Origin of the sequence: Streptomyces sp. NPDC093586 (assembly GCF_044764905.1) — a bacterium.
Taxonomy (GTDB): domain Bacteria; phylum Actinomycetota; class Actinomycetes; order Streptomycetales; family Streptomycetaceae; genus Streptomyces.
Genome location: NZ_JBIWJA010000025.1, coordinates 63098 through 76570 on the forward strand (window position 1 = coordinate 63098; position 13473 = coordinate 76570).

The 13473-nt window shown below is 70.3% G+C and carries 8 protein-coding genes and 1 pseudogene; 4 read left to right on the plus strand and 5 right to left on the minus strand.

Annotated features, from left to right (window positions below; genetic code table 11):
- Nucleotides 1-224: 224 nt before the first annotated feature.
- Nucleotides 225-554, minus strand: coding sequence for a hypothetical protein (locus ACIRFH_RS24445; protein ID WP_403524547.1), 330 nt, complete (start codon nt 552-554; stop codon nt 225-227).
- 13 nt (nt 555-567) lie between these two features.
- Nucleotides 568-789, minus strand: coding sequence for a hypothetical protein (locus ACIRFH_RS24450; RefSeq protein WP_403524550.1), 222 nt, complete (start codon nt 787-789; stop codon nt 568-570).
- Between the two features lie 233 nt (nt 790-1022).
- Between ACIRFH_RS24450 and ACIRFH_RS24455 the strand changes: the two genes are divergently transcribed.
- Entirely contained in the window at nt 1023-1154 is a 132-nt protein-coding gene (locus ACIRFH_RS24455) for a hypothetical protein (protein WP_403524553.1), read from the plus strand.
- A 314-nt stretch (nt 1155-1468) separates the two neighbouring features.
- Here ACIRFH_RS24455 and ACIRFH_RS24460 read toward each other — a convergent pair whose 3' ends face one another.
- Both ACIRFH_RS24460 and ACIRFH_RS24465 read right to left on the minus strand, forming a co-directional pair.
- On the minus strand, nt 1469-4249 hold the full coding sequence (locus tag ACIRFH_RS24460; protein WP_403524556.1) for an erythromycin esterase family protein: 2781 nt from the start codon (nt 4247-4249) through the stop codon (nt 1469-1471).
- A gap of 884 nt (nt 4250-5133) precedes the next feature.
- Nucleotides 5134-5484, minus strand: a pseudogene (locus ACIRFH_RS24465) (MBL fold metallo-hydrolase); the annotation flags it as partial.
- 166 nt (nt 5485-5650) lie between these two features.
- Here ACIRFH_RS24465 and ACIRFH_RS24470 point away from each other — a divergent pair.
- A complete protein-coding gene (locus ACIRFH_RS24470) occupies nt 5651-6859 on the plus strand; it encodes a metallophosphoesterase (protein WP_403524558.1) in 1209 nt (402 codons plus the stop codon).
- A 359-nt stretch (nt 6860-7218) separates the two neighbouring features.
- The gene (locus ACIRFH_RS24475) at nt 7219-7509 is read left to right on the plus strand and encodes a hypothetical protein (protein ID WP_403524561.1); all 291 of its coding nucleotides are present in this window, start codon (nt 7219-7221) and stop codon (nt 7507-7509) included.
- A 6-nt stretch (nt 7510-7515) separates the two neighbouring features.
- Here ACIRFH_RS24475 and ACIRFH_RS24480 read toward each other — a convergent pair whose 3' ends face one another.
- Nucleotides 7516-7695, minus strand: coding sequence for a hypothetical protein (locus ACIRFH_RS24480; RefSeq protein WP_403524564.1), 180 nt, complete (start codon nt 7693-7695; stop codon nt 7516-7518).
- A 686-nt stretch (nt 7696-8381) separates the two neighbouring features.
- On the opposite strand from ACIRFH_RS24480, the gene ACIRFH_RS24485 reads away from it, so the two are divergent.
- Entirely contained in the window at nt 8382-13394 is a 5013-nt protein-coding gene (locus ACIRFH_RS24485) for a hypothetical protein (RefSeq protein WP_403524567.1), read from the plus strand.
- Nucleotides 13395-13473 lie beyond the last annotated feature (79 nt).

The window sequence follows — 13473 nt, forward strand, 5'->3', positions numbered from 1 at the left end:
CTCGGCCACGTCCTCAGTGCTCCGGGGACGGTGCCCCGGACGCACGAGCGCACCGGGCACCGCCCGCCACCGACAACCGGCAACCGGCAACCGGCAACCGGCGCAAGGCCACGGGGATGGGCGTCGGCGTCGCCTTCGGATCCACCGACCGGCGGCCGGTCCGGGTTCACCGGGGCCGGCCCCCGGTACGGGGCCTGCCCTGGCCCGGTGGGCGAGGTGGGATGTCAGGTGAACGGCAGAGGGTCCGGCAGGAGCCAGGTGGCCGCTGCCGCCCCGCTCACGAGGGCCGTAGCCCAGCCCGCCCACGTCCGCCCGGACAGGGTCCGGGCCGCATGAGCGGCCTCGGAGGCGACGACCACGCCGCAGATCAGCGTCAGGAACAGGTCGTCCCAGGCCGTCTCCGGCCGGCCGATGACGAGCCAGCCCGCCGCACATCCCGCGAGGCCCGCGGCCATGTAGGGCCACGACGTGTCCTTCACCGACTCCTGCGAGGCACGTACGCGGTGCGTCAGGATCAGGACGATGTCCACGAGAACCGCCGCTGTCGCAATCACTGGCCCTCCATGATCAGCACTTGCCGGCCTTCTTCAGGGCCGGGATGCCCCGCAGGGACGCGACCGCCGTGCGGTGCACCGAGGCCGGCTTGCGGCGCTCGGCACAGGTCCGGATGAGCTTCGCGGCCTTCTTGACCTCGGTCTTCTTCCGTCCGGTGCGGGTGGCCCCGACGGCCGGGCACCCGTCGGGGACGGCGTTCGGCGCGGCCGGGAGCACGGCGGTGGCGGTCAGCATGCCTGCGCCCGGGCATGCCAGGTGGTTCTCATGTGCGTACTTTCCATGGTCGCGGCCCACGATCCGCCGATGTCGTTCCCCGGCGGATCGAGCCACAAATGATCTTCGAGCGACACAATAGAAACACATGTCCTATAAAAACGCCCACTTCAGGCGCCGAGCAGGGCAGACACAGCACTCTGAGCGGCACTGGGCCCGCCCGGCCGCTTGACCTCAACACCCCCTCCCGCCGCGTGCTCGCCGTCCGTGCCACGGTGGAAGCGGCCACCACCCCGCTGCCTTCGGGCAGGGCGCGACGCCTGGCCGAGCTCGCGGTCCTCGCCGAGGAGGAGGCCGTACCGGTGCCCCTGGCTGCCCGGCTGTGACAGGCGACTGCCGGCCCTGACGAGTCCGAGGCCCGCGCCCTGCTCACAGAACTCGGCGGACTGTCCCGACCACGGCAACGTGTGCGGTCGAGCCGACCGGTCGCACGGCACCGGTCACGGGAGACAGCTTCGCGCCGGACAGCCACTTCTCGGCGTCGGCGCCCGCCGACGGCACAGCCCGGGTACGGGATCCGCGCGACGGCCGGACCGTGACCGTCGTCCACAACGGCGGCACGATGAACCGCCGTGCGGGGCACCCGGACGGAACGCGGCAGGCGGCAGGCGGGCATACAGGGGCCGTATTCGTACGGCTTTCACCGATAGCAGTCGGCTGACCCACGCACCGCGGCGTTTCCCACAGAACCCTCATCCGCGTCCAGCGGCTGAGCGCTCCCCCGGGTCCGTGCCGCGGGAGACCAGTCGCGTGGCAGCAGGCGGCTCGGCCGGATCTCACGCAGGTACACCACCGCGTCCGCCGACCTGAGCAGGTCGACCTGGTCCGGGTCCCGGGGCCAGTGCGTACCGATCTCGCGTTTGGGCCGGGGGGTGTCCAGCCAGGTGCGGACGGCGGGCGGTGCGGTGCGCAGGTCGAGGTACCAGTCGCGGTGGCCCACCCGGTCCAGGGTGTACTCGACCGAGCCGGCAGCGGGCCTCGCGTGGAACGTCTGCGCGTCTTCGTCACGGGGCTCGGTGACGTCCTGGTCGGTGGCGTTGAAGGATCCGTGGCCGAAGGCCAGGCCCACGGCCCGGTAGCCGTTCCCCAGCGCGTGGCGGAGCAGACCGCCCTGGGTGACGGGCCAGTCCGGGTCGAAGCCCTGCAGATACACATGGCCGTTGTGGGCGGCCAGCACCGTCCGGTCGCCGGTCTGCCGGAGCCTCCAGAGGGTGTTCTCCGCCATGACGGTGTCGCGGTGGACCATGGCCTCGCGTGCGTCGGCCGGGTCGTCGTAGTCGAAGGCGTACTGGCGTGCGACCTGGTCGACGGCCTCCGCGTTCCGCACCGCCCGGGTGTGGTCGTCCCCGGCCGCGGTGCGATCGGCCGGGTTCCGGGCGCGCAGCAGTTCCAGAACGCGTCCGGTGCGTTCGGCCTTCTCCCGCCGCACGGTCAGAGGCTCCTTGATGGAGGCCGCCATGTACTCGCCGGCGGGCAGGGCGGGGCGCAGTCCCCGGTACAGCTCGGTGACGGCGGGCAGCAGGTCGGGGTGGGCCCGCCGGACGTGGCCGACGACCCGGTCGTACAGATCGGGACTCGCGTAACTGCTGTCGTTGCCGGCGAATCCGAGCGGATCGTCGGGGTGGGCGACGTTGTACGCGCGCATCCACCGGATCAGGTCCAGGACTTCGCGGGTGTGCATGAACAGATAGGCGTTCTGGAACTCCTCGGACATGATCCGGGCGGGATCGCCGTGCCCGGTACGCAGGTAGTCGTCCAGACGGAGCCCGGCGCTCCAGGGTGCTTCGAGGACGAAGGAGCGGAAGCCCTTCTCCTCGACCAGGTACCGGAACGCCCGGTGCTGGAAGGCGAGGAAGTCGTGACCGCCGTGGGCGGCCTGTCCGATGCCGACCAGGTGCGCGTCGCCCACCGTCCTTCCCAGGGGGAGCAGGTCGCCGAAGGGGCCGACGGGCTCCACGGTGTGCAGGGGGCGGACGGCCTTTTCCAGGGCGGGCAGCGGGTCGGCGGACGCGCCGGGCGCGTGGGGGCGCTGTCCGGCCGCGTCCCGGCCGAGCCTTCGGCTCGGCCGGATCTCGTGCAGGTGCACCACCAGGTCCGCCGATCCCAGCAGGCCGACCCGGTCGCCGGGCGGAGGGAAGTCCGTGCCGATCTCCCGTTTGGGCCGGGGCGTGGCCAGCCAGGTACGGGCGGCGGGTGGTGCGGTGCGCAGGTCGAGGTACCAGTCGCGGCGGCTCACCCGGTCCAGGGTGTGCTCCACCGAGCCGACGGCGGCGGGCTCCACCTCGAACCGCTCGACGTCTTCGTCGACCGGGTTCTGCAAGCCCTGTCCGGTGGCGTGCACGGCACCCCGGCCGAAGGAGAGGGCCACCGCCAGGTAGCCCGCGCCCAGCCGCCGTCTGAGCACCGAGCCTTGGGTGACGGGAAGGGCGGGGGTGGAACTGCTGGTGTACAGATGGCTGTTGTGCCCGCCGAGCACCAGCCGGTGGCCGACGTGGCGGTGCCACCACAGGGTGTTCTCCGCCATGACGGTGTCGCGGTAGGCCATGGCCGCCGGCACGGCCCGGGGGTCCGCGAGATCGAAGGCATACATGCGCGCCACCTGGTCGACGGCGGTGGCGTGCTGGACCGCCCAGGCGTGGTCGTCGTCCGTCCCGGCGGATTCGCGGGCGCGGAGCAGCGCGAGGACTCGGCCGGTGTGCTCGGCCCGGGCACGGCGCTCGTCCAGGGGCGCGGTCGTGGCGGCGCGCATCCACTCGCCGACGGGCAGGCTGGGACGCAGTCCCCGGTACCGCTCGGTGACGGCGGGCAGCAGGTCGGGGTGGGCCCGCCGGACGTGGTCGACGACCCGGTCGTACAGCTCCGGTCCGGCGTAGGCGTTGTCGGTGCCGACGAACCTGAGCGGGTCGTCGGGGTGGGCGACGTTGTACGCGCGCATCCACCGGAACATGTCCAGGTAATCCTGGCTGTGCAGCAGCAGGTAGGCGTTCTGGAACTCCTCGGACATGATCCGGACGGGATCGCCGCGACCGGTACGCAGGTAGTCGTCCAGACGGAGCCCGGCACTCCAGTCGACCTCCAGGACGAAGGAGCGGAAGCCCTTCTCCTCGACCAGGTACCGCAACGCCCGGTGCCTGAAGGTGACGAAGTCGCGGGAGCCGTGGGCGGCCTCGCCGATGCCGACCACCACGGCGCCGCCGACCGCCTGCCCGAAGGGACGCAGGTCCTCGAAAGGGCCCGAGGGATCGGTGGTGCGCAGGGGACGGGCGGCCTTCTCGAATGCCGGCAGTGGGTCGTCGGCGGTCGGGACAGGCCCGCCCGAGACCCCGGGCCCCCCGCCGGCCGGGGACACTGCGACCGCCCCGGGGGCGATGGCGAGCCAGACGAGCAGAGCGACGGCGAGCCGCCTTGTGGCGGGTGTCATGACGCCAGCTTCCCCGCCCGGGTGCCGGGCCGCGCCCCGTATGTCACCCGGCCGGAGCAGCGCCCCAGGCAGGGAAGGGGGCGATCGGCGTGCCGGCCCAGGTCGTCTGCGTGCACAGGTGCCGGTGGAGCCGCGGTGTTCCCTTCCTGCCTCGACGTCCGGGCCCGCAAGCGGGGTGATCCACGGAAGGAGCCCCTCGGTGGCGCCTTCGCGTCCTTGTCGAGCCGGGCGACCACGGGTGGGGGCGCTCGCGCTGCGGATCCACCGCCAGAGGGGGCGTCAGACGCGTAGCCGGGCCGGCACACGGTTCGACCGGTACATCCGGGACCTGCGCGACGCTCCACGGTGACGACCAGCAGTGACGACCAGCAGTGACGGGGCTTCCCTCGGGGGATGCTCTCCAACTCGGCATCACTCGTGCCGGACGGCCGGAGACCCTTCTGGGGCGTGACTCCACTACCGCCAGGGAAGTGGTTCGCGCGAACGTGAGCGATGTCCAGGCCCTGGCAGGCCTTCGGAACCTTGGTCCCCCGAGTGCGTTCCCTCCTGTCGTCGGGCAGTCGTGGACGAGTACGGGGATCTCGCCCGCCAGCACGCAGTACGTGTGGATCTCAGTCAGTGTGAGGCCGTGTGCGCGCCGGCGCTTCTCGAGACATCGGGTGGCTGTGAGGGTCGCCCAGTCGCCGTCGGTGGTTCGCAGGGCCATGCCGAGCTGGAAGTCTCCGGCTTCGACCCATGCGTTTTCGGAGGACGACCAGAACGGGCGGGTCGTGGTGGATACCAGAAACGTGAGCGCGGCGCCGTCCATCGCTGCGCAGCGACCTCACGCTCTGCCGGGGGCGTCCCGCCCAAGGCCGGCAGCGAACGATCCGACCCGACCGACGTCACCGCTCACCGGCGAGGTCGAGATCGCCCTCGCTCGTCTCGGCCACGACCTCAGCGCTCCGGGGACGCCGCCAGGGGCGCGCGATCGGACCGGACACCGCCCGCCACCACGGCTCCGTCGGCAGCTTCCCCGTCGGCTCGAACGGCTCCCCCGGCCGCGGGAACGCCACCGCCTGCCCGACCTCCTCGGCCGCCTCCTTCGTCCACTCCCCCGGTTCCGCCCACGCGTGCGGCGCCAGGTTGAAGGTCCCCCAGTGGACCGGCAGCATCGCGCCGCCCGGCCGGCCTCCCTGGAGGTCCAGGTGGGCGCGCATGCCCTCCTCGGGCGTCATGTGGATGTCCGGCCAAAAGCCGTTCTTGATTCTTGGAGTCAACAGAAGCCCAACGACCCGTCGGCGCGTACTGATCCACCGTTCCTCCTCGCCCCGTGAGCGCGCTTCCGTGAACGCCCGTCCGACCCGTCGCGAGGCGAGCGGATACAGTGCGCGGGACAGCGGCCCGGTCGGGGAGGCAAGCGTGACCGACACCAGCGACACCCGTCCCACCGAGGGTGAAGCGCCCGTGCGGCGGCAGAGCCGGCTGCAGCGCCTGATGCGTTACGTCCCCCTGGTCGCCCCGGTCCTCCTGTTCGCTGTGCCCTGCTGGGTGCTCCTGTACGGCGGCCAGAACTGGCCGCTGCCCGCCACCCTGCTCGGCACCGCCCTGTTCGTCCTCGGACTTGTCGGGATGCCGTTCGCGATGGCGCGCGGCCACGGACGGCGTCAGCAGGACCGGGCGGCGATCATCGGCGACACTCTGCTGGGCGCGAGTTGGGTCCTGTTCACCTGGTCCGTCCTGCTCGGCGTCGTCCTGCGGCTCGTCCTGACCGTGGCCGGCGTCGGTGAGAGCCAGGACCGGGCCCGGATCGTCGCCTGGGCCGTCCTCGGCGTCACCGCCGTGCTGCTCGGCTGGGAGTACGCCGAGGCCCGCCGTGTGCCCCGCGTGCGCCGAGTCGAGGTGCCACTCCCACGGCTGGGTCCCGGCCTGGACGGCTTCCGCGTCGCCCTCATCACCGACACCCACTACGGCCCGCTGGACCGAGCCCGCTGGTCGGCCCGGGTGTGCGAGACGGTGAACACCTTGGAGGCCGATCTGGTCTGCCACACCGGTGACATCGCGGACGGCACGGCCGAACGCCGTCGCGCCCAGGCCGCACCGCTCGGCACCGTGCGGGCGACCCGGGCCCGGGTGTACGTGACCGGCAACCACGAGTACTACAGCGAGGCGCAGGGCTGGGTCGACCTGATGGACGAGCTGGGCTGGGAGCCGCTGCGCAACCGGCACTTGCTGCTCGAACGCGGTGGTGACACCCTCGTGGTCGCAGGTGTCGACGACGTCACCGCCGAGTCCTCCGGCCTGGCGGGTCACCGCGCCCACCTCGACGGCGCCCTGGACGGCACCGACCCCGGCCTGCCCGTGCTGCTCCTGGCGCACCAGCCCAAGTTCATCGACCGCGCGGCGGCCGCTGGCATCGACCTCCAGCTCTCCGGCCACACGCACGGCGGCCAGATCTGGCCCTTCCACCACTTGGTCCGCCTCGACCAACCCACCGTCGCCGGCCTCAGCCACCACGGCGCTCGCACCCTCCTCTACACCAGCCGCGGCACCGGCTTCTGGGGCCCGCCCTTCCGCGTCTTCGCCCCCAGTGAGATCACCCTGCTCATCCTCCGCTCCCCGCAGCACTGAACGGGCCGTCACATCCGCCGGGCCGGAGCGGGCCGAAGGATCCGCCCCCGGGACGAAGGGGGTCGACCCGGGCACAGTCGTCATGGAGCGGGGGCGTAAGCACGATCGTCGTCTCCCATGCCTCCGCGCCGACCAGGACGAGATCGACGCCATGAAGGTCAATGCTGGCGGCCGCTGCGATTTCGATGTCGTCCAGTACAACCCTGCCCCGTAGGCCGCAGCAGACACTCGCCCTGGCCCGGGACAGCCGGCCAGGGCCCACGCGGTGGCACGAGCCAGATCACCGCGAGACGATGAGAATTCGACGAGTACACAGCACTCGCCAGGGGGCGAAGCCCTACCTCTTCAGGAGTGTTGCCATGAAGGCCAAGGCTGGCTGCGGGCCGCAGAGCGACCCCGAGTTCTTCGACGCACTCAACGAACTGTTTGCCCAGTACCCAGAAGCTGCTGCCAAGTACGCGATCAAGTGCATGTCGATAGAGCTCGATGGCCTGAAGATCGACTTCGGCAGGCAGGTGGGCGTGTCACGCATCGAGGACGGACGCATCATCACCGAATTCGTCGATCGAGGCACGACGCGCGGCGGCAACTGCTGCGCGTGGAAGCATGACGAGTGCATCCAGGAATGTGAGCCCTGGCCCGAGATGTGAGCCTGCCTAGTCCGCAGGCAGCCGCCGAGCCAGATCCGCCGCCAGCTGACCGGCAGCCTCGCCCCGGGGCGTGAGGTCCAACTGCTCCAGGAGCTGCAGGTAGCCCACCGCCTCACGGGCCTCCGCCGCCGTCAGCAGCGGCAGGCGAGGGGCGGACGAGAAGTCGGCGTCAGCGAAGTCATCCACGGACAGACAACCCCGCTGACGGCTGGCGGGTCACGACGAAGCCCGCCACCTAATCGGGTGGCGGGCTCTTCCGCGCTCCGTAGGACGGCATCGTCTGGGCGGCAAGGGTACGAACCGTTGGGCACTCACCGAAGTCCCCCGCCGGGATGGGCCGTCCAGAGCACGGAGCGCACGTTCACGCTCCTCACCCGAAAGACGAGCCAGCAGGGCCACCGCTCCACGCAGAGGCAACGGCGTGGCTCACCTCATCAACGCAGAAACCAGCGGGTGCGGTGCTGGCGTACACCGCACGACGAGCTTCCACCCACCTGAAATGAATTCAGAGGGTGAGCCGAGATGGCTCAACAAAATGGCCGAAGGCAGATGGTGGTCTCAATGCCGCGGGGCATCAGGGAACGTAGAGCACCGTCAGGACGCCTTCGGGCGCCGCTGGCAGATCAGAGAGATTCCGGCGGGAAGAAGGACAAACACGCGTTCTACGTCTCGACGGCTGGTGTCCCGACCCGAGGAGTAGGAGCAGGTCTGGAAGGCCATGCAGGATGTACGTCAGCCCCTCTCCTTTGCAGGTTCGGCAGACCTTGCACGCCCTGAGGTACAGCACTGCGGGCGGATCCGTCGCACCGGAGCAGACGCGACTCGTATGAATGCCTGTCTGTGGTGTCGGTGGCGCGTCCTATGATGCGGAGATGGCGGGGAGTGACGCAGTAGAGCAGGTGGCCAGCCCGTACGCGACCGGTGGCGGTGGCACGGTCTTGGAGCACAACTTCGGTGCCGTCCTGCTGGCGCACCTCCTCCTCGGCGATCCCGTACCGGCACTGGGTGATGACGTGACGCCGGTATCCATCCGCTTTCAGGACAGCAGTTTCAGTCCCGTGGACGACCTGATCGTCGTTGGAGACACGTCCGACGGAGGACAGCGGCGGTTGTCGATCGGTGTGCGCCGGGCCCCGGCGTTCACGACCAGCGACGACTCCACGGCGGACCTGCTCGTGTCCTACTTGCGGATCGTCACGGATCATTGGGCCGAGGCCGGCGCGGGACGTTGGCGGCTGGCGCTCGCTGTGGCCAGCACCAGTCCTGCCGTACGGCAGGTGAATGAGCTGACCGTGATCGCGCGGGGGCAGCCCGATGAGGAGTCGTTCCGTGCGGTAATGAAGCAGCCGGGACGCACGACTGAAGCAGTTCGCAGGCGGCTGAGCCATCTGGACGCGTTGATCGCCCAGGCGGCCAGCAGCCCGAAGGTAAGCACCCAAATACCTACCGCAGGGTTGACCTGGCGATTCCTTCACGTGCTCTGGTTGTGGCAGCTGAGGCTGGAGGGGGCCGACGAGTCCGACCGTACGGCGGCCGTGGCCCGCCTGCGGAGTATCGTCCCAGATGCCTCCGTGGAGAGCTCCGCCACCCTCTTTGAAGCGTTGGAGAGACTGTCCCGGAGTTACGCCCCGACAGCGGCCACCGTCACCGAGAGCATGCTCCGGAGGCAGCTCTCTGGGGCTGCGGTCGTCGACCGCTCCCCGTCCTATGCCCCGGCTTGGCGTGCACTCGACGCCCTGTCGGAAACAGCCGAGAACCTCGTCCGGTTCCGGTTGACCGGCGCCGGCGAGAACCTCGAACTGGAGCGCGCCGAAGCCGGAAATGCTCTGGCCGCCGAAGCGAGGGCAGTCGCCTCGCGGGCGACCGCGCTGGTCATCCATGGAGAGCCCGACGCCGGCAAGTCGGCCTTGGCCCTGCGTACCGCTGAGCGGCTGCGAGCCGACGGAGTCGCGGTCACCGTGCTGAACCTGCGAGAGGTCCCCGCAACGCTTGCGGAATTCGAGGCGCTGCTCGGCGCCCGCCTCGCAACGGTGCTGGGTGCCTCTGCGGTGGGCAAGGGGCGTCTGCTGGTCGTCGACGGCGCGGAGTCGGTGCTGGAAGGACGCGCCCAGCTGCTCTCGGACCTCGCGCGGGCGGCCATGGCCGCCGGACTCGGCGTGGTGACGGTCACCCGTGCCGACGGTTCGGGAGCCGCACGTGACGTGCTCGTTCAGGCTGCGGAGAGCGTGACGCGGGACGACGGAATCGTCGAGGACCTCGTCCGCGAGCACGAGGTCCCCCGGCTGACTCCAGCCGAGACCACGCGGCTCGTCGAGGTCTTTCCGCAGCTGCGGCAGTGGGCTGGTGACGAGCGGACGCGGTGGTTGCTGGGCAGACCTGGTCTGGTGGACATGCTGTTGCGCGCGGGCCCGGGCGTGGCGGCCCCTCAGGGGGCAGCGTCGGAGGCCGATCTGTTCGCCGCCGTCTGGCGCAATCTTGTACGCCGCGGAGAGATGATGACGGCGGGAGGTCCCTCCCCCGACGCTCGCGACCAGTCTCTCCAGGCACTGGCCAGACGCCAACTACTTCCCCGCGAAACCGCCGTGCCCCCGGACCCGGCCGCCTTGCCCTCCCTGCGCTCCGACGGTCTGCTGGCGCCGCTCGGCGCGACCAGCGCCTGGAGCCCGTCTGATCGGTTCGCCAGCGATCTCGTGCGAGACATGGCGGTGGTGCGGCTGCTCGTCACGGACGGCTTCGCTCTCCTCTCAACCGCTGACGCACCGCGTTGGGCGCTGCGTGCCGCACGTATCGCGTGCCAGGCCCATCTACTCGGCGCCGATGACGTCGAACGGTCGCTCGCCCACCTGCGCGCCGTCTTCGACGGGATCGCGTCCGACCATGGCGAGCGGTGGTCGGACGTGCCGTGGGAGGCAGTGCTCACCCTCGGTGCCGCCGGAAAGGTACTCGGCCGTGTATGGCCCGCGCTGCAGATGGACCAGCAAGCCGGCTTGCGCACGGTAATCCGGCTGGCCATGCAGCGTTACGCGCCCCATGGCGTCGGCGACCCGCTGATACTCGCGCCCCTTGTCGAGCTGGCCTTCTGCCACCCACACGACACCGGCTCCGACAGCGACTCACGGACCGCCCATGGCGTGGGCCGCAGAGTCCGCGAACTGGTGCTGGCGTGGCTGTGTGGACTAGTGCAGGCCGAGACAAGCGAGCCAATCCCGATCCGGCAGGCGCTGCGGGACCGCGTGCTCGCATCCGATCCGGAGCACTCGGACGAATTCGCAGTGGAAGCCCTGGCGATGCTCGGCACCGACCTTGACAGGCGCGCCGAGGCGTTCCTCAGGGGAATCGCCGATGACGACGGTGCGCGTCTCGAGCCCGCCGTGGAGAGCTTCTGGGCCGCGACGGAAATGGCCAGGCGTCAGCCGGATCTGCTGTTGGCCCTGGCCGAGTCCTACTACATCGAACAGCACGACCCTGAGGAGGACAGATACGGCTGGTCCCACTCGTACCCGTTCGACGACGGCATCCGACATCACCGCGCCCGCGGAAGCATCACCGAACAGATGGCGGGGTGGTATCGGGGGCCCTTCTGGCCGCTCCTGAAGGCGCACACCCTCCCTGCACTGGCCCTGATCAACCGGATGCTTGACCACGCTGCGGCCGTCCGGGTCGGGGTGCACGGCGACGATGTTCGAGCATCCGCTGACGAGCCGACCGGAGCAGAACTGGATCTGCCGGGGGTGGGAGTTCGGCACTGTGTCGGGGATGGACACGTATGGGCCTGGTACCGGGGAGGGTCGATCGGCCCGTACCCGTGTGTGAGTGCGCTGCTCGCGGTCGAGCGCCTCGCGGACCAACTCGTGGCCGTGGTCGGCATCTCTCCCGCCCAGGTCGTGGAGCTTCTGTTGCGCGACTGCAACAACTTGGCCATGCCCGGTCTGGCCGTCGGGTTCCTGGTGCGCCATCTGGAGCAGGCCGGCGATCTACTGATCCCCTGGATGCGGGATCCGAACGTGTGGCAGCTGGAGTTTGTGCGAGTCGCCGGTGAAGGAGTACTGCACGTACAAGGCCCGGACGAGACCGATCTCGTGGGGCGGTCCCGTCGTCGAAGCAGCCCGCGCGATGTCGCCGCCGAACTCACTATGCGCGCGGTCCTCTCGGGGGACCATGGCCGGGTGGACGAGCTCGCGGCCACCGGAGAGGAACTCATCCGCCGCGCGGAGGAAATGGTCGCCGACTCTCAGGACGACTCGGAGGCCGACCACTTCCTCGCCTCGGTGCAGGTGTGGGCAGCGACGTTCAGGCCGGAGAACTTCCGCCTGGAAACCGCCGGATCCGGCAACTTGACCGTGCAGTACCAGCATCCCGAGCCGCTGGCGACTCGCATGCGGCCCGACACCGAGATGCTCGACCGGGCCGGCCGGGCCCTGCGCCTGCAGAACACCTACGCCGGATCCGACGGTCGCACCGCCCCTCCCGACACGCTTCTGGCCGACATAGCCGAGGCGCGGTCCTTGGGCGACGACACACCCGGTCTTCCTCTCGACCGGCTTGACCCGATCGCCGCCGTCGCCGCCACCGCTGCCGTCGCACAGGCTCGCGGACGGCTCCGGGTTCCGGTTGACGACCTGCGATGGGCGACGACCGTCCTGATCGAGGCGATCACCGAACCGAGCCGTACCGGGTACGCCGCCTCCTCCTACTACTCGATGGGAGCCGACCGGTCCGCGGCGACCGGCCTGGCGGCGCTCCTAGCGGTGACCTCCGACGATGCCGTCCTCGACCGGCAGGCGATCATCGACGTCTTGACCCGCTGCAGCACGAACCACTTCGACGAGGTGCGCATGGCGTTCGCCCGGGCTCTCGAATACGTCTGGGCCGCGCCATGCGACACCGACCGACAGCCGGGCCCCTGCCGCCACCAGGTGGCGCTAGACGCCGTGGAGGCGGGACTGCGGGACTGTCGACTGGGCGGCTGGGACCCGAAGACCGGCACACGGGAGCGTCCCCGGCTCGACGGCCCCTACGAGCGAACGCTGCCCGAGGTCGATACGGAACAGCTGTACCTGATCTCGCTGATCCCTCCGCTCGTGGCCGCCGGCGCGGCTTCCCTCAGCGACAGTTGTGTGGCGGATCGGGCGAACAGGCTCACCGAAACCCTGCTCGCCGCCCACATCCGCGCCACCGACCACTGGGCCAAAGAGGGGTACGAAAACCGACACAGCAGGCGAAGCGCGCGCGTCATCGTCGACCTAGCGGTCAGCGGCAACACCGAGCCGCTCAAAGTACACGCACAGGACTTCTCTACTAACAGCCGCGCCCTGCACCAGTTCCTCCGCGATCTCGCCATACTCTTCACCTACGACGACGGCCTGCGCCCGTCCCTCCCTGCCATCTGGCCCGTCGTCATGAAGGCCGCCCTCGACGCCATCGGCGACGGCACCGGACTGCGCACCAGCCATCACTGGGACGGCCTCGCGCTGGGGTCGCTCCTGCCCGCGCCCGAAATCGACATAAGTGACACCGACATCGACGCGACCCTGGCTCGCGCCCGGCAGGACTGGCTCCATCCTGACGCCCTCACCAGCCTTCTGGACCGCTGGGCAGTACTCGCCCGTCAGGAACCGAAGGCCCTCGATGCACTCGCACAACTCGGCAAGTGCGCCCCGCTCACATGGCAGAGGGACACGGGACTCCGCCTGGCGGAGCGACTGATCGACAGTAGTCATCACATCGCCGCTAACAGGTGCTGGTACCTCCCCGACTGGCTCCGGACGCTTCACTCACGTGATGCCATGTCTCCGGACCAGATCGCACGGTGGCGACGCCTCGTCGACGGGTTGGCATCCGCGGGTGACCACCGGGCGGCCGACCTGCAGCGTATGGAGGAATGACCCCGGCGCGGGGCCCCCGGGATGCGGGGGCAGTCGGCCTTGCCCGGAGAGAGCGCTGTCGGCTCCTGAAGGCTTGCGC